We start from the raw sequence: 23,053 nt of genomic DNA, 5'->3' as shown, positions 1-23,053 counted from the left end.
CGAGCGGGCCATTTTTGGCTCGGTCGCTCGTAAGTCACTGATCCATAAGGGGAAACGACCGGGCCATTTTTGGCCCGACCGGGCCAAAAATGGCCCGGTGCGGAAAAGATGGCCATGGGCTGCCATCTTCGACTCGTTCGCCGAGCGGGAGAGTTGCCCCGCGTTACGCAGGCTGGTTCCACCGTTTGGGGGAGTTTTCCGTTCACGAGCAGGAATGCACCTCTGGTTTTTTGTCCTCACGAACAGCAGGGTCTAGGCTCAATTCTGTCGTCGGCTGGAGGCTGTACGCATGAATACCGAGTCCGGACCTGTCGTAGATAAAGGCAAGGAAACCCGGCTGTTCCTGTTTCTCGTGATCTGCCTGTTTCCCCTGTTGTCCGTCGCCATCGTCGGTGGCTACGGATTCGCCGTCTGGATGTACCAATTGATCGCGGGGCCGCCGGGTCCACCGACCTAGGTGGGCGTCATGTACGCCCGTCGCGCCCTGCTGCGCCGCCTGGGTGGCGCGGGGGAGGTCCGTCGTCCGCCGTGGACCGCCGCCGATCTGACCGACCGTTGCACGCGCTGCGATGCCTGCATCCGCGCCTGCCCGGAAGGCGTGCTGCTGGCCGGCGATGGCGGTTTCCCACGGTTCGAGCCCGACCTCGGCGGCTGCACGCTGTGCGGCGACTGCGCCGATGCGTGTGATGCCGGGGTGTTCGACCTCTCCCGCCCGGCCTTCCCCTGGCGGGCGCGGATCGAGCCGCACTGCCTGGCCCTGGCCGGCATTCACTGCCGCAGTTGCGAGGAGGCCTGCGAGGCGCGCGCGATCCGCTTCAGCCCACGGCTCGGCGCGCCGCCGCTGCCGCAGCTCGACCCGCAAGCCTGCACCGGTTGCGGCGCCTGCCTGGCGCCCTGTCCCAGCCAGGCCATCCGCCTGATCGAGGAGGAGATGCCCGATGCCTGAAAGCCTGCAGATCGCCAGCCTGATCGTCCACGTCCGCCCGGAACTGCTCGCTGCGGTGAAGGCCAACCTGCGCCGCCTGCCGGGGCTGGAGCTGCACCAGGAAAGCCCGCAGGGAAAGCTGGTCGTGGTCCTGGAAGTGGAGCGAGAAGCGCAGATTCTCGACCGCCTGACGGCCATCCAGGGGCTGCCGGGCGTGCTCGCCGCCAACCTGGTCTACCACGAAGTGCTCGAAGAACCGGACGCACCGCACCGCAGAGTCGCGGACGTCCCTGCCGGAGAAGCCTGATGAAACTGACCCGCCGTGAATTCGCCAAGGCCAACGCCGCCGCCATCGCTGCGGCGGCGGCCGGCCTTCCCATCCTGTCCAGCGCCAGCAACGTGGCCACCGACGCGGACGTCACCACCCTCGACTGGAACAAGGCGCCCTGCCGTTTCTGCGGCACCGGCTGCGGGGTGATGGTCGCCACCCGCGACGGCAAGGTGGTCGCCACCCACGGCGACATCAAGGCCGAGGTGAACCGGGGCATCAACTGCGTGAAAGGCTATTTCCTGTCGAAGATCATGTACGGCAGCGACCGCCTGACCCGCCCGCTGCTGCGCATGAAGGACGGCAAGTACGACAAGCAGGGCAGCTTCCAGCCGATCACCTGGGAGCAGGCCTTCGACATCATGGCCGAGAAGTTCAAGGCGGCGCTCAAGGCCAAGGGGCCGGAGTCGGTGGGCATGTTCGGTTCCGGGCAGTGGACGGTGTGGGAGGGCTACGCGGCCAACAAGCTGTTCAAGGCCGGCTTCCGCTCCAACAACATCGACCCCAACGCCCGCCACTGCATGGCCTCGGCGGTGATGGGCTTCATGCGCAGCTTCGGCATGGACGAGCCGATGGGCTGCTACGACGACTTCGAGGTCACCGACAGCTTCGTGCTGTGGGGTTCGAACATGGCCGAGATGCACCCGGTGCTCTGGTCGCGGGTCACCGACCGCCGGCTCAGCGCGCCGCACGTCAGGGTCGCCGTGCTTTCCACCTTCGAGCACCGCAGCTTCGACCTGGCGGACATCCCCATGGTGTTCAAGCCGCAGACCGACCTGGTGATCCTCAACTACATCGCCAACCACATCATCCAGAACGGCGCGGTGAACAAGGACTTCGTCGAGCGCCACGTGAAGTTCGCCCATGGCGCCGAGGACATCGGCTACGGCCTGCGCCCCACCGATCCGCTGGAACAGAAGGCGAAGAACGCCGACAAGGCCAACACCTGGACGGACATTTCCTTCGACGAGTTCGCCGCCTACGTCGCGCCCTACACCCTCGAGCGCGCGGCGGAGGAAACCGGGGTGCCCGCCGAGCGCCTGCAGGCGCTGGCCGAGCTGTACGCCGATCCGAAGCGCAAGGTGGTGTCGTTCTGGACCATGGGCTTCAACCAGCACGTGCGCGGGGTGTGGGCCAACAACCTGATCTACAACATCCACCTGCTCACCGGGAAGATCAGCGAGCCGGGCAACAGCCCCTTCTCGCTCACCGGCCAGCCCTCGGCCTGCGGCACCGCGCGCGAGGTGGGCACCTTCGCCCACCGCCTGCCTGCCGACCTGGTGGTGACCAACCCGAAGCATCGCGAGATGGCCGAGAAGATCTGGAAGCTGCCGGCCGGCACCATCCAGGAAAAGGTCGGCTTCCATGCCGTGCAGCAGAGCCGCATGCTCAAGGACGGCGTGCTCAACGTGTACTGGACCCAGGTCTGCAACAACATGCAGGCCGGGCCGAACGTGATGCAGGAAGTGCTGCCCGGCTGGCGCAACCCGGACAACTTCGTGATCGTCTCCGACGTCTACCCGACGGTTTCCGCCCAGGCCGCCGACCTGATCCTGCCCAGTGCCATGTGGGTGGAGAAGGAGGGCGCCTACGGCAACGCCGAGCGGCGCACCCAGTTCTGGCACCAGTTGGTCGCCGCGCCGGGTGAGGCGAAATCCGACCTCTGGCAACTGGTGGAGTTCTCCAAGCGCTTCACCACCGACGAGGTGTGGCCCGCCGAGCTGCTGGCCAAGGCGCCGGAGCTCAAGGGCAAGACCCTCTACGAGGTGCTGTTCAGGAACGGTCAGGTGGATGCCTTCCCCAGCGAGGAGGTCGCCGAGGGCTACGCCAACGACGAGGCCGATGCCTTCGGTTTCTATATCCAGAAGGGGCTGTTCGAGGAGTACGCCCAGTTCGGCCGGGGGCATGGCCACGACCTCGCGCCTTTCGACAGCTACCATGAGGCGCGCGGCTTGCGCTGGCCAGTGGTGGACGGCAAGGAGACCCGCTGGCGCTACCGCGAGGGGCTCGACCCCTATGTCGAGAAGGGTAGCGGCGTGCAGTTCTACGGCTACCCGGACAAGAGGGCTATCGTCTTCGCGCTGCCCTACGAGCCGCCGGCCGAGTCGCCGGACCAGGAATATCCCCTCTGGCTGTGTACCGGCCGGGTGCTCGAACACTGGCACACCGGGACCATGACCGACCGCGTGCCCGAGCTGCACAAGGCGGTGCCCGACGCCCTGGTGTACATGCACCCGGACGACGCCCGCGCGCTCAAGGTACGGCGCGGCAGCGAGGTGAAGGTGGTCAGCCGGCGCGGCGAGATGCGCGCGCGGGTCGAGACGCGCGGGCGCAACAAGCCGCCGCAGGGCCTGGTGTTCGTGCCCTTCTTCGACGCCACGAAGCTGGTCAACAAGGTCACCCTGGACGCCACCGACCCGATCTCCAAGCAGACCGACTACAAGAAGTGCGCGGTCCGCATCGAACTGGTCAGCCTGGCTTGAGGAGCACCGCCATGAACCGTATCTGCCTGCTGCTGGCCGGCTTGCTGCTGGTCGTGCCGTCCTACGCCGCCGATCCTGGCTACCCGCTCGACGCTCCCGCCCCGGACGGACGCCGTCCCGGCGGAACCCTGGCTGAGAGCTTGCCCGCGCCGCCCCTGCTCGACGAGGAGAACAAGGATCTCCGCCGCGAGCGCAACTACCCGGAACAGCCGCCGACCATCCCGCACAGCATCCGTGGCTACCGGGTGGACACCCACGGCAACAAGTGCCTGACCTGCCACAGCCGGGTCAACAGCGCCCGGATGCAGGCGCCGATGATCAGTGTCACCCACTACATGGACCGTGACGGCCAGCCGCTGGCCGCGGTGGCGCCGCGCCGCTACTTCTGCGTGCAGTGCCACGTGCCGCAGCACGACGTGCAGTCCCCGGTCGGCAACGACTTCGAGGACATCGACACGTTGTTGCAGAAGGAAACCAGCGCCGCGGCCGGCCAGCACTGAGGAGGCGTCATGAAAGCACTGATCGCCTGGCTCCTGGGCTACTGGAAGGTCCTCAGCCGGCCCAGCGTGCACTACAGCCTGGGCTTCCTGACCCTGGCCGGCTTCATCTCCGGGATCGTCTTCTGGGGCGGCTTCAACACCGCCCTGGAAGCCACCAACACCGAGCAGTTCTGCATTTCCTGCCACGAGATGCGCGACAACGTGTTCGTGGAATTGCAGGACACCATCCACTACAGCAACCGCTCCGGCGTACGCGCCACCTGCCCGGACTGCCACGTGCCGCACCAGTGGACCGACAAGATCGCGCGCAAGATGCAGGCTTCCAAGGAGGTGTGGGGCAAGATCTTCGGCACCATCAACACCCGCGAGAAGTTCATCGAACACCGCCGCGAACTGGCCGAGCACGAATGGGCGCGGCTCAAGGCCAACGACTCGCTGGAATGCCGCAACTGCCACAACTTCGAGTTCATGGACTTTACCCGGCAGAGCGTCCGCGCCCGGCAGATGCACTCCACCGCGCTGGCTTCCGGCGAGGCGACCTGCATCGACTGCCACAAGGGCATCGCCCACCACCTGCCGGACATGCGCGGCGTGCCGGGGTGGTAGAGGGTCGATGTAGCCCGGATGCAATCCGGGGATGCCGCGCTACGTCCATCCGTAGGAGCGGCCCATGGCCGCGAATCGCGCGCATGGCGCGCTCCTACAGGTCAGCATCGGGGCCGTGTTTGTAGAAGCGGCCCGTGGCCGCGATTTCGCGGGCGTGGCCCGCTCCTACAGGTTGGCGTCAGGGTAGTGTTGTAGAGCGGCCCATGGCCGCGAATCGCGCGCATGGCGCGCTCCTACAGGTCAGCATCGGGGCCGTGTTTGTAGAAGCGGCCCGTGGCCGCGAGATCGCGGGCGTGGCCCGCTCCTACAGGTCGGCGTCGGGGTAGTGTTGTAGAGCGGCCCATGGCCGCGAATCGCGCGCATGGCGCGCTCCTACAGGTCAGCATCGGGGCCGTGTTTGTAGGAGCGGCCCATGGCCGCGAGATCGCGGGCGTGGCCCGCTCCTACAGGTCGGCGTCGGGGTAGTGTTGTAGAGCGGCCCATGACCGCGAATCGCGCGCATGGCGCGCTCCTACAGGTCAGCATCGGGGCCGTGTTTGTAGGAGCGGCCCGTGGCCGCGAAATTGCGGGCGTGGCCCGCTGCCGTCGGCGTCGTCACCCCAGACGCAACACCCGGCGCAGGCGCAGGCCGAGCAGGATGCCGAGCAGGCAGAACAGGCCGAACAGCCAGCCCGAGGCGGCGCCGGCCATGACGCCGGAGAGCAGGGTGCCGACCGTGCAGCCGAGGGCGAGCATGGCGCCCCAGCCGAGCAGCACGCCGCCGAGCAGGTTGCGCAGCAGTTCGCCGCCGGTGGGACGACGGGGCTGGAAGTCGCCGGCGAGCAGGGCGCTGGCCCAGGCGGCGAAGACCAGGCCGAGCACGAACAGGCCGTTGTTCGACAGCAGGCTGTCCTTGACCAGCGTGGCGCAGCCGGAGAAGCCATCCAGCCCCTCCAGGCGCTGCGGCAGCCAGCCGAGACCGTCGGCGGCGGTGCGCGACAGGCTGCCCAGTTCGGCGGTGACGCCCAGCGGGCCGACCCGCAGGTAGGCGAGCACCGCCAGGGTGCCGATCAGCAGACCGCCGATCCAGGTCGGCCAGCGGGCGCCGAACAGCAGGCGCAGCAGGTTCGGCGGAGACTCGGCGGTCGTCGGCGCCTGGCGGTAGCGCAGCAGCCAGGCGGCCAGGGCGCCGAGCAGGGCCAGTTGCAGCAGCAGCGAGCCGCCGTAGCCGAGCCGGTTGGGCAGCCAGATCACCGGCGCCTGCTGGATGCTCAGCAGGTACAGCGTGTTCCAGCACAGGAAGCCGAGGAAGAAGCCGATCAGCGCGCCGACCAGCGCCAGCAGCGAGGCCAGGGCGCCTTCGCCGAGGCGGTACAGGTGGGCGCTGATGCAGGAACCGGAAATCGCCATGCCGATGCCGAAGACCGTGGCCGCCAGCGCCAGCACCCAGCTCAGCGGGCCGACGTGGGCATCCGGCGGCAATCGGCCGCCCGACGGATCGGGCAGGAAGGCGCCGAACACCACGTGATAGCCCAGGGTGCCGACGGCCAGCGCGGCGAGCAGGCCGAGCAGGCCGGCGGGGTCGCGTCGTTCGATGAAGTCGCGGGTGATGCAGAAGAAGCAGAAGCGCGAGCGTTGCAGCAACAGGCCGAACAGCGCGCCGCTGAGCAGCGAGAAGCTCATGGCGCGGCCCTGCTGGCCCTCGGCGAGCAGCCAGGCGGCTGCCAGCAGGGCCAGGGCGATCAGCGCGGCGGTGATAGGGGGGAGCAGGGTGGAGCGAGGGAGACTGCGGGCGGTCATGGAAGTCCTTTTTGAGCGGCAAGCTTCAAGCTGCAAGCGACAAGCCTAGAGCAAGGGCCGCGGCGGCCCCTGTTCGTTTCCATCTTGCAGCTTGTGGCTTGCAGCTTGCGGCTGACTATTGCCCACCCCAGACCGTACCGGCCAGGTTGACCACCGGCACGCCCACGGCGTTGCCGTACTCGGTCCAGGAGCCGTCGTAGTTGCGCACGTCGTAGCCGAGGATCTTCTTCAGGGCGAACCAGGTGTGGCTGGAGCGCTCGCCGATCCGGCAGTAGGTGATGATCGGCTTGCTGCCGTCGATGCCCACTGCGGCGTAGACCTTCTTCAATTCCTCGGGCGACTTGAAGGTGCCGTCGGCGGCCACTGCCTGGCCCCAGGGCACGTTCACCGCGCCGGGCACGTGGCCGGCGCGCACGGCCAGTTCCTGCACGCCTTGCGGGGCGAAGATCTTGCCGCTGTATTCGTCCGGCGAGCGGATGTCCACCAGTTGTACGTCGCTGCGCTTCTCGGCGGCGGCCAGCACTTCCGGCAGGTGGGCGCGCAGGTCCTTGTTGGCGGCCTTGACAGTCACGTCGCCGGCGGCCGGGGAGGGCGCGCGGGCGTCGAGGGCGCGGCCCTCGGCCTCCCATTTGACGCGGCCGCCATCGAGCAGCTTGACGTTGTCCACGCCGTACACGTCGAACACCCAGGCGCCCCAGGCGGCGAACCAGTTGTTGTTGTCGCCGTAGAGGATGGTGGTGGTGTCCTGGGAGATACCGGCCTTGCGCAGCAGGGCCTGGAAGTTTTCCTGGGTGGCGATGTCACGGCGGACCGGGTCGACCAGGTCGCTGTGCCAGGAGAAGTTCACCGCGCCGGGAATGTGCCCGCGCTCGTAGACGCCGGGCACCACGCTGACCTCGACGACGCGTACCTTGGGATTGTCTAGGTTCTTTTCCAGCCAGTCGGTGCTGACCAGGTATTCGCTGGCGGCCAGTACCGGCGTCGTGTGGATGAACGTGGCGGCGGCCAGCAGGCCGGCACCGAGCAACGCTTTGAGGTTCATGGATGTGTGGCTCCTGTTGGCAGTTATCCACAGGAGGTTAGACACTCTTCGGTGGGATATAAAAAAACATTTATCTATAACTATATTCCCGGAAGTAGTGGCGATCCGGCATGCTCCGGAAACGACATGGCCCGGAACGATCCGGGCCATGTGCGGGTGTTGCCTGGGGGCGGTTACTTGTAGATCTGGTCGAACACGCCGCCATCGTTGAAGTGGGTCTGCTGGATCTGCGGCCATTCGCCGAAGGTCTTCACCACCGGCAGGAATTCGACTTTCGGGAAGCGGTCGGCGAACTCGGCGAGGATGGCCGGGTTGCGCGGGCGCAGGTAGTTGTTGGCGGCGATGCGCTGGGCTTCGTCGGACCACAGGTACTTCAGGTAGGCCTCGGCCTCCTTGCGGGTGCCTTTCCTGTCGACCACTTTGTCGACCACCGCCACCGGCGGCTCGGCTTCGGCGGAAACGCTCGGGTAGACCACTTCGAAGCTGCCACGGCCGAACTCGCGGGCGATCATCTCGGCTTCGTTCTCGAAGGTCACCAGCACGTCGCCGATCTGGTTCTGGATAAAGGTGGTGGTGGCGGCGCGACCGCCGGTGTCCAGCACCGGGACCTGCTTGAACAGTTTGCCGACGAACTCCTTGGCCTTGTTCTCGTCACCACCGTTCTGCAGCACGTAGCCCCAGGCGGAGAGATAGGTGTAGCGGCCGTTGCCCGAGGTCTTCGGGTTGGGCACCACCACCTGCACGCCGTCCTTGAGCAGGTCCGGCCAGTCCTTGAGTTCCTTCGGGTTGCCCTTGCGGACGATGAACACGGTGGCCGAGGTGAACGGCGCGCTGTTGTCCGGCAGGCGCGCGGCCCAGTCCTGCGGCACCAGGCCGCCGTTGTCGGCGAGGGCGTTGATGTCGGTGGCCATGTTCATGGTGATCACGTCGGCGGGCAGGCCGTCGATTACCGCGCGCGCCTGCTTGCTCGAGCCGCCGTGGGACATCTGGATGTTCACTGCCTTGTTGCCCTCGGCCTGCCAGTGCTTCTGGAACGCCGGGTTGTATTCCTTGTAGAAGTCGCGCATCACGTCGTAGGAGACGTTCAGCAGGGTCGCCGCCTGGGCGCCGGAAGCCAGGGCCAGGCCGGCGGCGAGCAGGGAAGTGGTCAGCAGTCGCTTCATGGATGGGTCCTTTGTCCTTGGTGTTGGCAAAACGGAAGCACTATAAAAGCTTCTTTTTATTCTGATAAAGAATATTTGATTCGCTTCTTATAGCCGGAGATCGGTGATTCTAGCGCTGGGAACGCGTTGCCGCAGCTCTCTTATATTCCTTTATTGTCTAAATAAATTTTTATTTATTCTTTTTAATTCGCGCCGAGTCTAAGCATAGTGAGCGCCACAGAACACTCTGCACAGGAGCCGCACCATGAGCCTCAGACTTGGCGACATCGCCCCCGACTTCGAACAGGATTCCAGCGAAGGCCGTATCCGCTTCCACGAATGGCTCGGCGATAGCTGGGGCGTGCTGTTCTCCCACCCGGCCGACTTCACCCCGGTGTGCACCACCGAGCTGGGCTTCACCGCCAAGCTGAAGGACGACTTCGCCAAGCGCGGCGTCAAGGTGCTGGCCCTGTCGGTGGACCCGGTGGAATCCCACGTGAAGTGGATCGACGACATCAACGAGACCCAGGATACCCGGGTCAACTTCCCGATCATCGCCGACGCCGACCGCAAGGTTTCCGGCCTCTACGACCTGATCCACCCGAACGCCAACGACACCCTGACCGTGCGCTCGCTGTTCGTCATCGACCCGAACAAGAAGGTGCGCCTGATCATCACCTACCCGGCCAGCACCGGACGCAATTTCAACGAGATCCTGCGGGTGATCGACTCGCTGCAACTGACCGACAACCACAAGGTCGCCACCCCGGCCAACTGGCAGGACGGCGACGAGGTGGTGATAGTGCCTTCGCTGCAGGACCCGGAGGAAATCCAGCGTCGCTTCCCGCGTGGCTACCGGGCGGTCAAACCGTACCTGCGCCTGACTCCGCAACCCAACCGCTGAGGGATCGTAATGCTGGTGGTTTCCCTGGGCGGCAGTCCCGCCGAGCGGTCGCGCTCCAACCTGTTGCTGGAGCGTTCGCGACGCTGGCTGCAGCAGCAGGGTATCGAGGTGGTGGAATACCGGGTCACCGGATTTCCCGCCGAAGACCTGCTGCACGCGCGCTTCGACAGCCCGCACATCGTCGACCTGCGCGCCCAGATCGCCAACGCCGATGGCCTGCTGGTCGCCACGCCGGTCTACAAGGCGTCGTTCACCGGCGCGCTGAAGGCGGTGCTCGACCTGCTGCCGGAACGCGCCTTCGAGCACAAGGTGGTGCTGCCGCTGTCCACCGGCGGTAGCAAGGCGCACATGCTGGCGGTCGACTACGCGCTGAAGCCGGTGCTCAGCGCGCTGAAGGCCGAGGAAGTGCTGCACGGCGTGTTCGCCGACGACGGCCAGATCGCCTACGGCGAGAACGGCGCGCCGGCACAGTTCGCCCCGGCGCTGTTGCAGCGCCTGGACGAGGCGCTGCAACAGTTCCACCGCGCGCTGCTGCGTCGGCCGAAGGCGCTGGACAAGAACCTGCTGGCCACGGCGCGCTGGAGTATCTAGGAGCAGCTTCAAGCGGCAAGCCACAAGTGACAGCGCTGCACCGCTTGCAGCTTGAAGCTTGTGGCTTGCCGCTCAAAGAAAGCCTTACTCACCCGCCAACGGGCAAGCAGGCGCAACCAACACAACGTACACGGAGAAGGAGAGCGCCATGCGCACCATTACTCTGCGTCGGAGCCTGGTCGCCCTGTTTGCCGCGGCCATTTCCTTCGGCGCCATCACCCAGGCGCAGGCCGCTTCCCAGGACAAGAGCGTCCTGCGCATCGGCTACCAGAAATACGGCACCCTGGTGCTGCTCAAGGCCAAGGGTTCGCTGGAGAAGCGCCTGGCCGAGCAGGGCGTCGAAGTGAAGTGGACCGAGTTCCCCGGCGGCCCGCAGTTGCTGGAGGGCCTCAACGTCGGCTCGATCGACTTCGGCGTGACCGGCGAGACCCCGCCGGTGTTCGCCCAGGCCGCCGGTGCCGACCTGCTCTACGTCGCCCATGAGCCGCCGGCGCCGACCAGCGAGGCGATCCTGGTGCCGAAGGACTCGCCGCTCAAGTCGGTGGCCGAGCTCAAGGGCAAGAAGGTCGCCCTCAACAAGGGCTCCAACGTGCACTACCTGCTGGTCCGCGCACTGGAAGACGCCGGCCTGAAATACAGCGATGTCCAGCCCGTGTACCTGCCGCCGGCCGACGCCCGCGCCGCCTTCGAGCGCGGCAGCGTGGACGCCTGGGTGATCTGGGACCCCTTCCAGGCCGCCGCCGAACAGCAATTGCAGGCGCGCACCCTGCGCGACGGCACCGGGCTGGTCGACAACCACCAGTTCTACCTGGCCACCAAGCCCTACGCACAGAAGAACCCGGAAGTGATCTCTGCGCTGATCGAGGAAATCCGCGCCGTCGGTGAAGACTCCAAGGCCGATCCGGACAAGGTCACCGAACAGGTCGCGCCGCTGCTCGGCCTGTCCAAGGAGATCACCTCGATCGCGGTGAAGCGTCAGGGCTACGGGGCGCAGTTCATCACCCCGGACGTGATCGTCGCGCAGCAGAAGATCGCCGACACCTTCACCGACCTCAAGCTGATCCCGAAAAAACTCAGCATCGCCGATGTGATCTGGACCCCGCCGGCCAAGGTGGCGCAGGCGGCGCAATAAGCCTGGTCATTGGGTCCCCGCGTTCGCGGGGATGACAGGGCAGGACTCCATCGTTCCCGCGAGCGGGAACCCAACAAACAAACGAGCGAAGCAGCAACTCAGCCTTTCAAGGAGACCACTCCACAATGAGCCTCAACATCTTCTGGTTCCTGCCGACCCACGGCGACGGCCACTACCTGGGCACCAGCGAGGGCGCGCGCGCCGTCGACCATGGCTACCTCACGCAGGTCGCCCAGGCTGCCGACCGCCTTGGCTACGGTGGCGTACTGATCCCCACCGGGCGTTCCTGCGAGGACTCCTGGCTGGTGGCCGCTTCGCTGATCCCGGTGACCCAGCGCCTGAAGTTCCTCGTCGCCCTGCGCCCGGGGATCATCTCGCCGACCGTGGCCGCGCGCCAGGCGGCGACCCTCGACCGGCTGTCCGGCGGGCGGGCGCTGTTCAACCTGGTGACCGGCGGCGACCCGGACGAACTGGCCGGCGACGGCCTGCACCTGAACCACGAGGAGCGCTACGAAGCCTCCGTCGAATTCACCCGCATCTGGCGCCGCGTGCTGGAAGGCGAGACCGTCGACTATGACGGCAAGCACCTGCAAGTGAAGGGCGCCAAGCTGCTCTACCCGCCGGTCCAGCAACCGCGTCCGCCGCTGTACTTCGGCGGCTCCTCGGCGGCTGCCCAGGACCTGGCCGCCGAGCAGGTCGAGCTGTACCTGACCTGGGGCGAGCCGCCGGCCGCGGTGGCCGAGAAGATCGCCCAGGTGCGCGAGAAGGCCGCGAAACAAGGCCGCGAAGTGCGCTTTGGCATCCGCCTGCACGTGATCGTCCGCGAGACCAACGAGGAGGCCTGGGCCGCCGCTGACCGGCTGATCAGCCACCTCGACGACGACACCATCGCCCGCGCCCAGGCGTCGCTGGCGCGCTTCGACTCGGTGGGCCAGCGGCGCATGGCCGCCCTGCACGGCGGCAGCAAGGACAACCTGGAAGTGTCCCCCAACCTCTGGGCCGGTGTCGGCCTGGTGCGCGGCGGCGCCGGCACCGCGCTGGTCGGCGACGGCCCGACCGTGGCCGCGCGGGTCAAGGAATACGCGGACCTCGGCATCGATACCTTCATCTTCTCCGGCTACCCGCACCTGGAAGAGTCCTACCGGGTCGCCGAACTGCTGTTCCCGCACCTGGACGTCGCCCAGCCGCAGCGCCCCGAGTCGCGCGGCTATGTGAGTCCGTTCGGGGAGATGGTGGCCAACGACATTCTGCCGAAGGCGGCGTCGGCGAGTTGAGGTCAGGGCCCCTCACCAGCAGCAAGCACCATCGATCCAGGAATACGAAGATGACTGCAACAACCTTCAACAGAAAACTCGCTACACGCATCGCCCCCTGGCTCCTGCCCGTGGCCCTGCTGGCCGCCTGGCAACTGGCGGTGACCACCGGCTGGTTGTCGAGCCGCATCCTGCCGGCGCCGAGTGCGGTGTTCGCCGCCGGCGTGGAGCTGGTGAGCAGCGGCGAGCTGTGGCAACACCTGGCGATCAGCGGCTGGCGCGCCGTGGTCGGGCTCTCCATCGGCGGCGGGCTGGGCCTGCTGCTCGGCTTCATCACCGGCCTGTCGAAATGGGGCGAACGCCTGCTCGACAGCTCGGTACAGATGCTGCGCAACGTGCCGCACCTGGCGCTGATCCCGCTGGTGATCCTGTGGTTCGGCATCGACGAGAGCGCGAAGATCTTCCTGGTCGCCCTCGGCACGCTGTTCCCCATCTACCTCAACACCTACCACGGCATCCGCAGCATCGACGCCGGGCTGGTGGAAATGGCGCGCAGCTACGGCCTGTCCGGCTTCGCCCTGTTCCGCCAGGTGATCCTGCCCGGCGCGCTGCCGTCGATCCTGGTCGGCGTGCGCTTCGCCCTCGGCTTCATGTGGCTGACGCTGATCGTCGCCGAAACCATTTCCGCCAGCTCCGGTATCGGCTACCTGGCGATGAACGCTCGCGAATTCCTGCAGACCGACGTGGTGGTGCTGGCGATCCTGCTCTACGCCGTGCTCGGCAAGCTGGCCGACCTCGCCGCCCGTGGCCTGGAGCGCGTCTGGCTGCGCTGGCACCCGGCCTACCAGGTGCACAAGGGAGGTGCCGCATGACCGTCTTCAACAACCCGCCGCAGCAGCTCAAGCGCGGTATCCCGCTGGCCCTGCGCGGGGTCGCCAAGTCGTTCGGCGAGCGTCAGGTGCTGCACGACATCGACCTGCTGATCCCGGCCGGTCAGTTCGTCGCCGTGGTCGGTCGCAGCGGTTGCGGCAAGAGCACGCTGCTGCGCCTGCTGGCCGGTCTCGATGCGCCCAGCGGTGGTGAGCTGCTGGCCGGATCGGCGCCGCTCGCCGAGGCTCGCGAGGACACCCGGCTGATGTTCCAGGACGCCCGCCTGCTGCCCTGGAAGCGGGTGATCGACAACGTCGGCCTGGGCCTTTCCGGCGACTGGCGGCCCAAGGCGCGCGAGGCGCTGGAGGCGGTCGGCCTGGCTGACCGCGCCCAGGAGTGGCCGGCGTCGCTGTCCGGTGGCCAGAAGCAGCGTGTCGCCCTGGCCCGCGCGCTGATCCACCAGCCGCGCCTGCTGCTGCTCGACGAGCCGCTCGGCGCGCTGGATGCGCTGACCCGCATCGAGATGCAGCAACTGATCGAACGCCTGTGGCAGCAGCATGGCTTCACCGTGCTGTTGGTCACCCACGACGTGCACGAGGCGGTAGCCACCGCCGACCGGGTGATCCTCATCGAGGACGGCCGGATCGGTCTCGACCTGACGGTCGGCCTGGCCCGCCCACGCTCCGCCGGTTCGCCACGCCTCGCCGCGCTGGAGGCCGAAGTGCTCAACCGGGTGCTGGCGCAGCCTGCGCTGCCGCCGGAGCCGGACCCCGTTTCACCCCTGCCCACGCAGTTGCGTTGGGCGCTTTAGAGCAGCGGAAAGCTGCAAGTGAAAGCGCCTCGCTTTTCTTGCAGCTTGAAGCTTGTCGCTAATTTCGACCCCAGGAGAAATGCCATGACCATCAAAGCCATCAACGTCCGCAACCAGTTCAAAGGCACCATCAAGGAAATCGTCCTCGGCGACGTGCTGTCGGAGATCGATGTGCAGACCGCCGCCGGTATCGTCACTTCGGTGATCACCACCCGTTCCGTGAAGGAGCTGGAGCTGGGCGTCGGCAGCGAAGTGATTGCCTTCGTGAAGTCGACCGAAGTTTCGATCGCCAAGCTCTGAGAGCCTGTCCATGATCTGCTGCGCGTCGGCCAAACGGCGTTGAAAAGGGCTTCGGATGCTCATTTACAACTCGTGAACTCCGCTCCCTCAGCCCTTCTCGCCACCATTCTGCTCTAGCTCGCGAGATCATGAACAAGGCTCTACGCCTAATCTATGCCGCCGCGCTCGGCCAATCCACGGCGGGCTGCGGGCGGCCGAACAGGTAGCCCTGGCCGAGGTCGCAACCGAGCTGGCGGAGCAGTTCCGCCTGCTCCGGCTGTTCGATGCCTTCGGCGAGAACCTTGAGTCCCAGGCTGTGGCCCAGGGTGATCACCGATCGGGCGATGGCCAGGTCGGCGCTGTCGTGGGCCAGACCGCTGACGAAGCTCTGGTCGATCTTGAGCTTGTGCACCGGCATGACCTTGAGACGGGTCAGCGACGAATAGCCGGTGCCGAAGTCGTCGATCGACAGCCGCACGCCGAGCTGGCGCAGGCGCCGCATCAGGTCCAGGGCGGCGTCCGGGTCGTCCATCACCGCGCTTTCGGTGATCTCCAGCTCCAGCCGCTGCGGGTCCGCCCCGGTCCGTTCGAGGATCTGCGCGACCTGGGTATCCAGCTCGCCGCGACAGAACAGTCGGCTGGAAATGTTCACCGCGATGAAACCGAGATGCGGCCACGCGCACAGTTGCCGGCAGGACTGTTCCAGCACCCAGGTGTCGAGCAGGCTGATCAGGCCCATTTCCTCGGCCAGCGGGATGAACTCGCCGGGCGGCACCAGGCCGCGATGCGGGTGCTGCCAGCGCACCAGCGCCTCGGCGCCGACCCGCTGGCCGCTGCCCAGGTCGATGATCGGCTGGAAGTGCACGCGCAACTCGCCCAGCTCCAGGGCCCGGCGTAGCGCCATGTCCAGTTCGAGGCGCTGGCGCGACTGCTCGGTGAGCTCCTGGCGGTAGAAGGCGAAGGTCTTCCGGCCCTCGCTCTTGGCCTTGAACAGCGCCGAGTCGGCGTTGCGCATCAGTTGATCGACCGAGTTGGCATCGCGCGGATAGAGGCTGATACCGATGCTGGCACCGATCACCAGGGGCTTGCCGTTCACATGGAAGGGCTGGTGCAGCACTTCCAGCAGGCGTTCGGCGAGCGCTGCCGCCTGTGCCGGGCTCTGGCAGTCCTCGCAGAGCAGGGCGAACTCGTCGCCGCCGAGGCGGGCCAGGGTGGTGCCTCCGCGCAGGTGCTGGCGCAGCCGCTGGCCGGCCTCCTTGAGCATCTGGTCGCCGACGTTGTGGCTGAAGCTCTCGTTGACGTACTTGAAGTGGTCGAGGTCGAGCAGCATCACCGCGCCGCCGTGCTGGCGCAGGCGGCCATGCTCGAGCGCGTGCTCGACCCGGTCGAGGAACAGCAGGCGGTTGGGCAGGCCGCTGAGCGGGTCGTGATGGGCCAGGTAGTCCAGTTCGCGCTGCGAGCGCTTGATCGCGCTGATGTCGGAGAACACCGCGACGTAGTGGCTGGTATGGCCGGCCTCGTCGTGGATGGCGCGGATGCACTGCCACTGGGGGTAGATCTCGCCGTCCTTGCGGCGGTTCCAGATCTCGCCGGTCCATACATGGTTCTGCTCGATGGTGCGCCAGACCTCCCGGTAGAACGACGTGTCGTGGCGCCCGGACTTGAGCAGGCGCGGGGTCTTCCCGAGGACTTCGTCCTCGCTGTAGCCGGTGATGCGGGTGAAGGCCGGGTTGACGTGGATGATGCGCATCTGCGGATCGGTGACCAGCACGCCCTCCTGGGTGGCCTCGAACACCGCGGTTGCCTGGCGCAGGCGCTCGTTGTGGTGGTGCAGTTCGCGCTGCTGGCGGCCCTGGCGCCGCTCGTGGGCACGCAGGATCAGGTACAGCGCCAGGGCGGTGATGCCGACGAAGGCCAGGCGGCGCAGCAGTTGCAGCTTTTCGAGGTGCTCGGGGGCCACCGCCAGCGAACGCAGCAGGTAGTCGGCCAAGAAGATCCACAGACCGGCCAGGAGCAGGTACAGCAAGGTCAGGCGCAGGGCGCTGGAGGAACGGGGCATTCTGAATTGTTCTTAATAGGATGCAAGGCGATGCAAGGCAGTGTAGATGGCACTATCGCGGGACACATTCTGATCGAAAAGATCGGCTGGTTTTCTGACCCGGGTCAGTGATAATGCCCGCAGGTTTGTCCGGCAAATCTATCCGATCACTCCCTCCGAGGCACCCTGCTCTATGTGGTACAACGGCTTACTCGACCTGTCGGTCTGGCAACTTGTCGTCGTCACTTTGCTGCTGACCCACGTAACCATCGTGTCGGTCACCGTCTACCTGCACCGCTACTCGGCGCACCGCGCCCTGGAGCTGCACCCGGCGCTCAAGCACTTCTTCCGTTTCTGGCTGTGGCTCACCACGGCGATGAATACCCGCGAGTGGACCGCCATCCACCGCAAGCACCACGCCAAGTGCGAAACCGTCGATGACCCGCACAGCCCGGTGATCAAGGGCCTCGGTACCGTGCTGCGCAAGGGCGCCGAACTGTACCAGGAGGAGGCGAAGAACGCGGAGACCCTGCGCGTCTACGGCAAGAACTGCCCGGACGACTGGATCGAACGCAACCTCTACTCGCGCTTCCCGATCGCCGGCGTGACCCTGATGGCACTGATCGACCTGGCCCTGTTCGGCGCCCTCGGCCTGACCGTCTGGGCGGTGCAGATGATGTGGATTCCGGTGTGGGCCGCCGGGGTGGTCAACGGCCTCGGCCACGCCGTCGGCTACCGCAACTTCGAGTGCCGCGACGCCGCCACCAACCTGGTGCCCTGGGGCATCCTGATCGGCGGCGAGGAGCTGCACAACAACCACCACACCTACCCGAACTCCGCCAAGCTGTCGGTGAAGAAGTGGGAGTTCGACATGGGCTGGGCGTGGATCAAGCTGTTCAGCCTGTTCGGCCTGGCCAAGGTGCAGCGCGTCGCGCCCATCGCCCACCGCGTCGAGGGCAAGCGCAACCTGGACATGGACACCGCCATGGCCATCCTCAACAACCGCTTCCAGATCATGGCCCAGTACCGCAAGCTGGTGATCGCGCCACTGGTCAAGCAGGAACTGGCCAAGGCCGACGAGTCGGTACGCCACCTGTTCCGCCGCGCCAAGCGCCTGCTGTCGCGCGAGCCGAGCCTGCTGGAAGAACGCCACCAGGCCCGCATCGCCGACCTCCTGGCGCAGAGCCAGGCCCTCCAGGTGATCTACGAGAAGCGCCTGGCGCTGCAGCAGATCTGGGCCAAGACCAGCGCCAACGGCCACGACATGCTCGAAGCGATCAAGCAGTGGGTGCATGACGCGGAATCCAGCGGCATCCAGTCGCTGCGCGATTTCGCCGAGCAACTGAAGACCTACTCGCTGCGTCCCGCCGCTGCGGCCTGACGCACCGTTCGGAGGTCGAAACAGGCCGCCTGTCCGCCCGGACAGGCGGCCTTTTTCATTGCAACTTTCACAGGCCGGAGCTGGTCTATGCTCCTCGCCGATGGCGGCATATCGCCATTCGGCGGGCGATATGTTGGCAAGTAACGAGAGGCAGTATGCTTCGACAGAGCCCCCGTAACCTTCAAGGATCTGGTCTCTAATGGACGAGAAAACGTCGGTACCCAGCGAGCTGGAAGAGCTCACCCTGGCGCTGCTGCACAGCCGCGCGGAGGTCGAGCGCCTGCGCGAGCGCGAGCAGTTGATCAGCGGCCTGCTGGGCAGCGTCAACGCGGTGCTGTGGGCATTCGACTGGCAGAGCCGCCAGATGATCTACGTCAGCCCTGCCTACGAGCGCATCTTCGGTCGTTCCGCCGCGCTGCTGCTGGCCAACTACGACGAGTGGCTCAACAGCATCTATCCGGACGACATGGAATACGCCGCCGAGAGCCTGGCCGAGGTGCTGGAGAAGGGCTCGGTGGAAACGCGCGAATACCGGATCCTGCGCAGCGACGGGCAATTGCGCTGGCTCAGCGACAAGTGCTTCGTCAGCCGCCACACGCTCAACGGCAAGGGACCGATACTGGTTGGCATCGCCGAAGACATCACAGAGAAGAAGCAACTGGAAGGCGAACTGCAACGCCTGGCCACCACCGACGTGCTGACCCAGAGCTGCAACCGCCGCTACTTCTTCGAATGCGCCCAGCGGGAGTTCGAGGCGGCCCGCCATGCAGGCGCGCCGCTGGCGTTCCTGCTGCTGGACGTGGATGACTTCAAGCAGATCAACGACACCTACGGCCACCAGGTAGGCGACCAGGTGCTGCAGCGCATCGCCCAGTGCGGCGCTGGGGCCCTGCGGCGTGGCGACCTGTTCGGGCGCATCGGTGGCGAGGAGTTCGCCGCGGTGCTGCCGCACTGCGAATCCATCCTCGCCGGGCAGATCGCCCAGCGCCTGCAGCGCGAGATACAGCGGCTGGGCTTCCGGGTCGACGGCAAGGCTCTCAAGATCACCGTCAGCCAGGGCCTGACCGGCCTGGCTCCCGACGACATGGCGCTGGAAGACCTGTACAGCCGCGCCGACGCGGCGATGTACCAGGCCAAGCGCCAGGGCAAGAACCAGATCGTGGTGGGCTGACCGGCCAGCCGGTTTCGGCTGGCAACACGTTTTCTGGATTCCCGCGTTCGCGGGAGCCCAGAAAAGCGCTTGCACCGAATGCCCTTCAGGGCGAGTAATCCAGCCCCGTAGGGCGGGCTTTAGCCCACCAAGCGAATGTCGAGCCTTTTTGGTGGGCTGAAGCCCGCCCTACGAAGGCGCGAGAGCTACAGTACCGTAGGATGGGGCGAGCGGAGCGATACCCATCGGTGCCGGCCCGATGGGTATCGTCGCTGCGCTCCTCGACCCATCCTACGTTCGAGGTCAGTGGTCGCTACAAGGACTGCGGCGCCGGCTGTTGCTGGGTGATGCAGTGGATGTTGCCGCCGCCGAGCAGGATTTCCCGGCCGGGCACCATCACCACCTCGTGTTCGGGGAACACCCGCTTGAGGACGGCTTCGGCCTCGGCGTCCTTGGCGTCGCCGAAGCAGGGCGCGACGATGCCGCCGTTGACGATCAGGAAGTTCACGTAGGAACCGGCCAGGCGGATCGATGGATCGCGGTCCTGGGTGCCGGCCACCTTGTCGACCCCGGCGCATTCCTCTTCCGTGGCGTGGATCGGTCCCGGGATCGGCATCTTGTGCACCACCAGTTGCCGGCCCTTGGCGTCGCGCGCCGTTTCCAGCACGCGCATGGCCGCCTGGCAGCGCGGGTGGTTGGGGTCGGCCGGGTCGTCGGTCCAGGCCAGCAGCACTTCGCCGGGACGCACGTAGCAGCAGAAGTTGTCGACGTGGCCGTCGGTCTCGTCGTTGAACAGGCCGTCCGGCAGCCAGATCACCGTATCGATCGCCAGGTGCTCGCGCAGCACCGCCTCGATCTCCTCGCGGGACAGGTGCGGGTTGCGGTTGCGATTGAGCAGGCATTCCTCGGTGGTGATCAGGGTGCCTTCGCCATCGACGTGGATTGAGCCGCCTTCCAGCACGAAGCCTTCGGTGCGGTAGCGGTCGCAGCGCTCGATCTCGAGGATCTTGCTGGCCACCTGGTCGTCGCGCACCCAGTTGGCGTAGAGGCCGCCGTCGAGGCCGCCCCAGGCGTTGAAGGTCCAGTCCACGCCGCGCACGCCGCCCTGGCGGTCCACCACGAAGGTCGGGCCGGTGTCGCGTACCCAGGCGTCGTCGGTGGTGATTTCCACCACGCGAATGTTGTCGGCGTCGAGGCGCGCGCGGGCGTTCTCGTACTGGCCGGCGGACACGCAGACGGTCACCGGCTCGAAACGGGCGATGGCCTTGGCCACGGCGGTGAAGGCGGCCTGCGCCGGCTTGCCGCCGAGCCGCCAGTTGTCCGGGCGCTCCGGCCAGACCATCCAGGTCTGGCTGTGCGCTTCCCACTCGGCCGGCATGCGGAAACCATCGGCGCGCGGGGTGGTGGTGAGGGTGGGCATAAGCATGAACTCGTAGGTCTCTGGTAGGAGCCAGCTTGCTGGCGATGCTGTTGCGTTGCCAATGATCGCCAGCAAGCTGGCTCCTACAGGAATCTGAGGGGGCGACGTCATCCCCGCGAACGCGGGGATCCAATGCCGGGCATTACTCCGAAGGGTTTTCGCCGTCTAGGGTCGCGATCGGCCAATACAGGTTCGGCCGGCGATCGCGGAACACGCCCCAGGCGGTGCGGATCTTCTCCAGCGCGTCGAGATCGAAGCTGTGCACCAGCACGCCTTCCTCGGTCTGGTTCAGTTCCTCGACCTTCTCCCCGAACTGGTTGGCGATGAACGACGAGCCGTAGAAGGTGATGTCGTAGCCGTCCTGCTCTTCCTTGCCGATGCGGTTGCTGGCCACCAGCGGCATCAGGTTGGCGCCGGCGTGGCCCTGCTGCACGCGCTGCCAGTGCTCGCGCGAAGTGATGGTCGCATCGTGCGGCTCGCTGCCGATGGCGGTCGGGTAGAAGAGGACTTCCGCACCCATCAGCGCCATGCTGCGCGCACACTCGGGGAACCACTGGTCCCAGCAGATGCCCACGCCGATCTTGGCGTAGCGGGTCTGCCAGACCATGAAGCCGGTGTCGCCCGGATTGAAGTAGTACTTCTCGTGGTAGCCGGGGCCGTCCGGGATATGGCTTTTCCGATAAATGCCGAGGTTGCTGCCGTCGGCGTCGATGATCGCGATGCTGTTGAAGCGCGCGCGACCGGCCCGCTCGAAGAAGCTGATCGGCAGCACCACCTGAAGCTCGGCGGCGACCTTCTGGAAGTGCGCGATGGCTTCGTTCTCTTCCACCGAGGTGGCGAGCTGGGTGTAGTCGGCGTTGGGCTTCTGGCAGAAGTAGGGGGTCTCGAACAGTTCCTGGATCAGGATGATCTGCGCGCCCTGGGCGGCAGCCTGGCGCACCAGCTTCTCGGCGTTGGCGATGTTGGCGGCGCGATCCCAGGAGCAGGCCATCTGGGTGGCGGCGACAGTGACGATGCGGGACATGGTCGGACCTCGTTGGAACGGTTGCGAAGGGGTCTACTGAACGTAGCAGAGACCGGTGACGCCACGATGAAAGGCGGCGAATGGTGATTTTATAGTCGATAAAAATCGAATTTTGAAGGTGATTTTATCTATCGATGGTTTTTGATCGATTGAAAGGCGGATAAATATCGGTTTTTGTTGGAGCTCGGCGCCTGTGGGAATGACGGGGCGGTGAAGGTCATTCCGACGCTCGTGCCTGTTCCATGGTTCGCCCCTCACCCCAACCCTCTCCCAGGGGGAGAGGGGGCTGTTCGGCGTCGGGATTATGTACCGTGCTCACCGGTAACTCGGGCCGGCTCCCTCTCCCTTAGGAACGGGGCGCGCAGCCAGGGCTGGGGTGAGGGGCGGAGTGTCTCGCGGCACATGTCTCCGAACACCACCTGTCACCCACGTCCCCGTCTACGCAATGGGCTCCTTGCGCTTGGGCAGGTGCGGCGGCAGGTAGAGGCCCAGGTAGGCCTCGAACACCCGCATGCCTTCCTCGGCCAGGCGCGGGGTGACGATGCCGTGCAGTTGCACCGAGCGGGCGTAGACGCGGTCGCCCAGTTCCATGGCCAGGGTGAACACGTCGATGTCCTCCGGTAGCGGCGGCAACGCGAAGTGGCGGGTGAACAGGGCTTGCAGCAACTGGCCGAGCTCGATGTCGTGGCGCTGGTCGGCCTGGGTCACTTCGGCGAGGCCGTGCTGGGCGAGGATCAACTGGCGGGCGGCGGCATCGGCGGCGTAGATCGCCAGCATGCGCTGTTCGACCAGCCGCGCCAGGTCGCGCCAATCGTGCAGCGCGGCATGCTCGACCGGCGCCTGCAGGCCGGCGCGGAAGGCGGCGTGCACGTCGGCGGTGAGCGCTTCGAGCAGCGCCGGCACGCTGGCGAAGAAGTGGTAGACCGAGGACGGCGGGATCTGCGCGCGTTCCGCCACGCTGTAGATCGACAGGCCGGCGACACCCTGTTCGGCGAGCAGGGCACGCGCGGCATCGAGGATCACGGCGATGCGCGCCTGGCTGCTGGCGCGTGGCTTGCGGGCGGTGGCGGGGCGTTGCGACATGACGGGGCTCCAGTCCCTGGGAGCGGCTATTGGACGCCAAGCGCGCGCGGGGCGGCAAGTCCGCAGATGGTCGGTGGGCTGAGGCCCACCCTACGTGAGGCTGTTTACTGGATTACTCGCTTCGTTCGCCCTTCGGGCCGCCCTGAAGGGCGTTCGGTGCAAGCACCGTCCCGCGTTCGCGGGAATGACGGGTGGGAAACTCCGGACTTCAACCGTCATCCCCACGAACGCGCACTGCTGTCCGGCACGCCTCATGCTATTAACAGTTGCCCCTGACGCAGGTTGATCTCGCGTATTCGCTCCTGCCGTCGT

22 protein-coding genes are annotated in these 23,053 nt (G+C 66.4%); 15 read left to right on the top strand and 7 right to left on the bottom strand.

Annotation, left to right across the window (positions count from 1 at the left end):
- Nucleotides 1–289 precede the first annotated feature (289 nt).
- The 6 genes from napE to PSEWESI4_RS03705 are packed head-to-tail and all read left to right on the top strand — an operon-like array spanning nt 290 to nt 4,842.
- Nucleotides 290–457, top strand: coding sequence for a periplasmic nitrate reductase, NapE protein (napE, locus tag PSEWESI4_RS03730; protein WP_187669835.1), 168 nt, complete (start codon nt 290–292; stop codon nt 455–457).
- A gap of 9 nt (nt 458–466) precedes the next feature.
- Entirely contained in the window at nt 467–946 is a 480-nt protein-coding gene (gene napF / locus PSEWESI4_RS03725) for a ferredoxin-type protein NapF (protein ID WP_187669834.1), read from the top strand.
- On the top strand, nt 939–1,232 hold the full coding sequence (locus PSEWESI4_RS03720) for a chaperone NapD (protein WP_187669833.1): 294 nt from the start codon (nt 939–941) through the stop codon (nt 1,230–1,232). The genes napF and PSEWESI4_RS03720 overlap by 8 nt, the downstream gene beginning before the upstream one ends.
- Entirely contained in the window at nt 1,232–3,736 is a 2,505-nt protein-coding gene (gene napA, locus PSEWESI4_RS03715) for a nitrate reductase catalytic subunit NapA (protein WP_187669832.1), read from the top strand. Before PSEWESI4_RS03720 ends, napA begins: the two co-directional genes overlap by 1 nt.
- An 11-nt stretch (nt 3,737–3,747) precedes the next feature.
- On the top strand, nt 3,748–4,236 hold the full coding sequence (locus PSEWESI4_RS03710) for a nitrate reductase cytochrome c-type subunit (protein WP_408004269.1): 489 nt from the start codon (nt 3,748–3,750) through the stop codon (nt 4,234–4,236).
- 9 nt (nt 4,237–4,245) lie between these two features.
- Complete coding sequence (locus PSEWESI4_RS03705; RefSeq protein ID WP_187669831.1) at nt 4,246–4,842, top strand: cytochrome c3 family protein; 597 nt, start codon at nt 4,246–4,248, stop codon at nt 4,840–4,842.
- Nucleotides 4,843–5,436: 594 nt separating this feature from the next.
- On the opposite strand, the gene PSEWESI4_RS03700 is transcribed toward PSEWESI4_RS03705, so the two are convergent.
- The 3 genes from PSEWESI4_RS03700 to PSEWESI4_RS03690 form a co-directional block, all read right to left on the bottom strand.
- On the bottom strand, nt 5,437–6,621 hold the full coding sequence (locus PSEWESI4_RS03700) for a YeeE/YedE family protein (protein WP_187669830.1): 1,185 nt from the start codon (nt 6,619–6,621) through the stop codon (nt 5,437–5,439).
- Between the two features lie 115 nt (nt 6,622–6,736).
- Nucleotides 6,737–7,663 (bottom strand): sulfurtransferase, encoded by a 927-nt coding sequence (locus PSEWESI4_RS03695; RefSeq protein ID WP_187669829.1) that lies wholly within the window; start codon nt 7,661–7,663, stop codon nt 6,737–6,739.
- Between the two features lie 173 nt (nt 7,664–7,836).
- The gene (locus tag PSEWESI4_RS03690) at nt 7,837–8,826 is read right to left on the bottom strand and encodes a sulfate ABC transporter substrate-binding protein (protein ID WP_187669828.1); all 990 of its coding nucleotides are present in this window, start codon (nt 8,824–8,826) and stop codon (nt 7,837–7,839) included.
- 244 nt (nt 8,827–9,070) lie between these two features.
- Here PSEWESI4_RS03690 and PSEWESI4_RS03685 point away from each other — a divergent pair, with 244 nt between their 5' ends.
- From PSEWESI4_RS03685 to PSEWESI4_RS03655, 7 genes are all read left to right on the top strand, one after another.
- Nucleotides 9,071–9,709: a peroxiredoxin gene (locus PSEWESI4_RS03685; RefSeq protein ID WP_187669827.1), complete on the top strand. Its 639-nt coding sequence runs from the start codon at nt 9,071–9,073 to the stop codon at nt 9,707–9,709.
- A gap of 9 nt (nt 9,710–9,718) precedes the next feature.
- Nucleotides 9,719–10,300: an NADPH-dependent FMN reductase gene (ssuE, locus tag PSEWESI4_RS03680; protein ID WP_187669826.1), complete on the top strand. Its 582-nt coding sequence runs from the start codon at nt 9,719–9,721 to the stop codon at nt 10,298–10,300.
- 148 nt (nt 10,301–10,448) lie between these two features.
- On the top strand, nt 10,449–11,432 hold the full coding sequence (locus PSEWESI4_RS03675) for a sulfonate ABC transporter substrate-binding protein (protein ID WP_187669825.1): 984 nt from the start codon (nt 10,449–10,451) through the stop codon (nt 11,430–11,432).
- 125 nt (nt 11,433–11,557) lie between these two features.
- On the top strand, nt 11,558–12,706 hold the full coding sequence (gene ssuD, locus PSEWESI4_RS03670; RefSeq protein WP_187669824.1) for an FMNH2-dependent alkanesulfonate monooxygenase: 1,149 nt from the start codon (nt 11,558–11,560) through the stop codon (nt 12,704–12,706).
- Nucleotides 12,707–12,756: 50 nt separating this feature from the next.
- Nucleotides 12,757–13,557 (top strand): aliphatic sulfonate ABC transporter permease SsuC, encoded by an 801-nt coding sequence (gene ssuC, locus PSEWESI4_RS03665; protein WP_187669823.1) that lies wholly within the window; start codon nt 12,757–12,759, stop codon nt 13,555–13,557.
- Nucleotides 13,554–14,366, top strand: a complete 813-nt coding sequence (gene ssuB, locus PSEWESI4_RS03660; RefSeq protein WP_187669822.1) for an aliphatic sulfonates ABC transporter ATP-binding protein — start codon at nt 13,554–13,556, stop codon at nt 14,364–14,366. Before ssuC ends, ssuB begins: the two co-directional genes overlap by 4 nt.
- An 84-nt stretch (nt 14,367–14,450) precedes the next feature.
- On the top strand, nt 14,451–14,666 hold the full coding sequence (locus tag PSEWESI4_RS03655) for a TOBE domain-containing protein (protein ID WP_181086546.1): 216 nt from the start codon (nt 14,451–14,453) through the stop codon (nt 14,664–14,666).
- Between the two features lie 151 nt (nt 14,667–14,817).
- On the opposite strand, the gene dibA is transcribed toward PSEWESI4_RS03655, so the two are convergent.
- Nucleotides 14,818–16,704 carry a phosphodiesterase DibA gene (gene dibA, locus PSEWESI4_RS03650; protein WP_187669821.1) on the bottom strand — a complete coding sequence of 629 codons (1,887 nt, stop codon included), beginning with the start codon at nt 16,702–16,704 and terminating at the stop codon, nt 14,818–14,820.
- A gap of 172 nt (nt 16,705–16,876) precedes the next feature.
- Here dibA and desA point away from each other — a divergent pair, with 172 nt between their 5' ends.
- Nucleotides 16,877–18,064: a delta-9 fatty acid desaturase DesA gene (desA, locus tag PSEWESI4_RS03645; protein ID WP_187669820.1), complete on the top strand. Its 1,188-nt coding sequence runs from the start codon at nt 16,877–16,879 to the stop codon at nt 18,062–18,064.
- 199 nt (nt 18,065–18,263) lie between these two features.
- Nucleotides 18,264–19,235: a GGDEF domain-containing protein gene (locus PSEWESI4_RS03640; protein WP_187669819.1), complete on the top strand. Its 972-nt coding sequence runs from the start codon at nt 18,264–18,266 to the stop codon at nt 19,233–19,235.
- Between the two features lie 292 nt (nt 19,236–19,527).
- Here the strand turns inward: PSEWESI4_RS03640 and aguA are convergent, their stop codons facing one another.
- The 3 genes from aguA to PSEWESI4_RS03625 all read right to left on the bottom strand — a co-directional run bounded on the left by aguA (nt 19,528) and on the right by PSEWESI4_RS03625 (nt 22,741).
- A complete protein-coding gene (aguA, locus tag PSEWESI4_RS03635; RefSeq protein WP_187669818.1) occupies nt 19,528–20,634 on the bottom strand; it encodes an agmatine deiminase in 1,107 nt (368 codons plus the stop codon).
- Between the two features lie 142 nt (nt 20,635–20,776).
- Nucleotides 20,777–21,658, bottom strand: a complete 882-nt coding sequence (gene aguB / locus PSEWESI4_RS03630) for an N-carbamoylputrescine amidase (protein WP_187669817.1) — start codon at nt 21,656–21,658, stop codon at nt 20,777–20,779.
- A gap of 438 nt (nt 21,659–22,096) precedes the next feature.
- Nucleotides 22,097–22,741, bottom strand: a complete 645-nt coding sequence (locus tag PSEWESI4_RS03625; RefSeq protein WP_187669816.1) for a TetR/AcrR family transcriptional regulator — start codon at nt 22,739–22,741, stop codon at nt 22,097–22,099.
- Nucleotides 22,742–23,053: the final 312 nt, after the last annotated feature.

It is taken from the genome of Zestomonas carbonaria (assembly GCF_904061905.1).
Lineage (GTDB): Bacteria > Pseudomonadota > Gammaproteobacteria > Pseudomonadales > Pseudomonadaceae > Aquipseudomonas > Aquipseudomonas carbonaria.
This window is presented reverse-complemented; position numbering and strand designations above follow the sequence as displayed.

Coding starts and splice junctions, on each gene's coding strand:
- dibA (WP_187669821.1), bottom strand. CDS start 16,704: ATGCCCCGTTCCTCCAGCGCCCTGCGCCTGACCTTGCTGTACCTGCTC.
- PSEWESI4_RS03700 (WP_187669830.1), bottom strand. CDS start 6,621: ATGACCGCCCGCAGTCTCCCTCGCTCCACCCTGCTCCCCCCTATCACC.
- PSEWESI4_RS03705 (WP_187669831.1), top strand. CDS start 4,246: ATGAAAGCACTGATCGCCTGGCTCCTGGGCTACTGGAAGGTCCTCAGC.
- PSEWESI4_RS03710 (WP_408004269.1), top strand. CDS start 3,748: ATGAACCGTATCTGCCTGCTGCTGGCCGGCTTGCTGCTGGTCGTGCCG.
- aguB (WP_187669817.1), bottom strand. CDS start 21,658: ATGTCCCGCATCGTCACTGTCGCCGCCACCCAGATGGCCTGCTCCTGG.
- aguA (WP_187669818.1), bottom strand. CDS start 20,634: ATGCCCACCCTCACCACCACCCCGCGCGCCGATGGTTTCCGCATGCCG.
- PSEWESI4_RS03655 (WP_181086546.1), top strand. CDS start 14,451: ATGACCATCAAAGCCATCAACGTCCGCAACCAGTTCAAAGGCACCATC.
- PSEWESI4_RS03690 (WP_187669828.1), bottom strand. CDS start 8,826: ATGAAGCGACTGCTGACCACTTCCCTGCTCGCCGCCGGCCTGGCCCTG.
- ssuB (WP_187669822.1), top strand. CDS start 13,554: ATGACCGTCTTCAACAACCCGCCGCAGCAGCTCAAGCGCGGTATCCCG.
- PSEWESI4_RS03685 (WP_187669827.1), top strand. CDS start 9,071: ATGAGCCTCAGACTTGGCGACATCGCCCCCGACTTCGAACAGGATTCC.
- PSEWESI4_RS03625 (WP_187669816.1), bottom strand. CDS start 22,741: ATGTCGCAACGCCCCGCCACCGCCCGCAAGCCACGCGCCAGCAGCCAG.
- ssuC (WP_187669823.1), top strand. CDS start 12,757: ATGACTGCAACAACCTTCAACAGAAAACTCGCTACACGCATCGCCCCC.
- napF (WP_187669834.1), top strand. CDS start 467: ATGTACGCCCGTCGCGCCCTGCTGCGCCGCCTGGGTGGCGCGGGGGAG.
- PSEWESI4_RS03695 (WP_187669829.1), bottom strand. CDS start 7,663: ATGAACCTCAAAGCGTTGCTCGGTGCCGGCCTGCTGGCCGCCGCCACG.
- desA (WP_187669820.1), top strand. CDS start 16,877: ATGTGGTACAACGGCTTACTCGACCTGTCGGTCTGGCAACTTGTCGTC.
- napA (WP_187669832.1), top strand. CDS start 1,232: ATGAAACTGACCCGCCGTGAATTCGCCAAGGCCAACGCCGCCGCCATC.
- PSEWESI4_RS03720 (WP_187669833.1), top strand. CDS start 939: ATGCCTGAAAGCCTGCAGATCGCCAGCCTGATCGTCCACGTCCGCCCG.
- napE (WP_187669835.1), top strand. CDS start 290: ATGAATACCGAGTCCGGACCTGTCGTAGATAAAGGCAAGGAAACCCGG.
- PSEWESI4_RS03675 (WP_187669825.1), top strand. CDS start 10,449: ATGCGCACCATTACTCTGCGTCGGAGCCTGGTCGCCCTGTTTGCCGCG.
- PSEWESI4_RS03640 (WP_187669819.1), top strand. CDS start 18,264: ATGGACGAGAAAACGTCGGTACCCAGCGAGCTGGAAGAGCTCACCCTG.
- ssuD (WP_187669824.1), top strand. CDS start 11,558: ATGAGCCTCAACATCTTCTGGTTCCTGCCGACCCACGGCGACGGCCAC.
- ssuE (WP_187669826.1), top strand. CDS start 9,719: ATGCTGGTGGTTTCCCTGGGCGGCAGTCCCGCCGAGCGGTCGCGCTCC.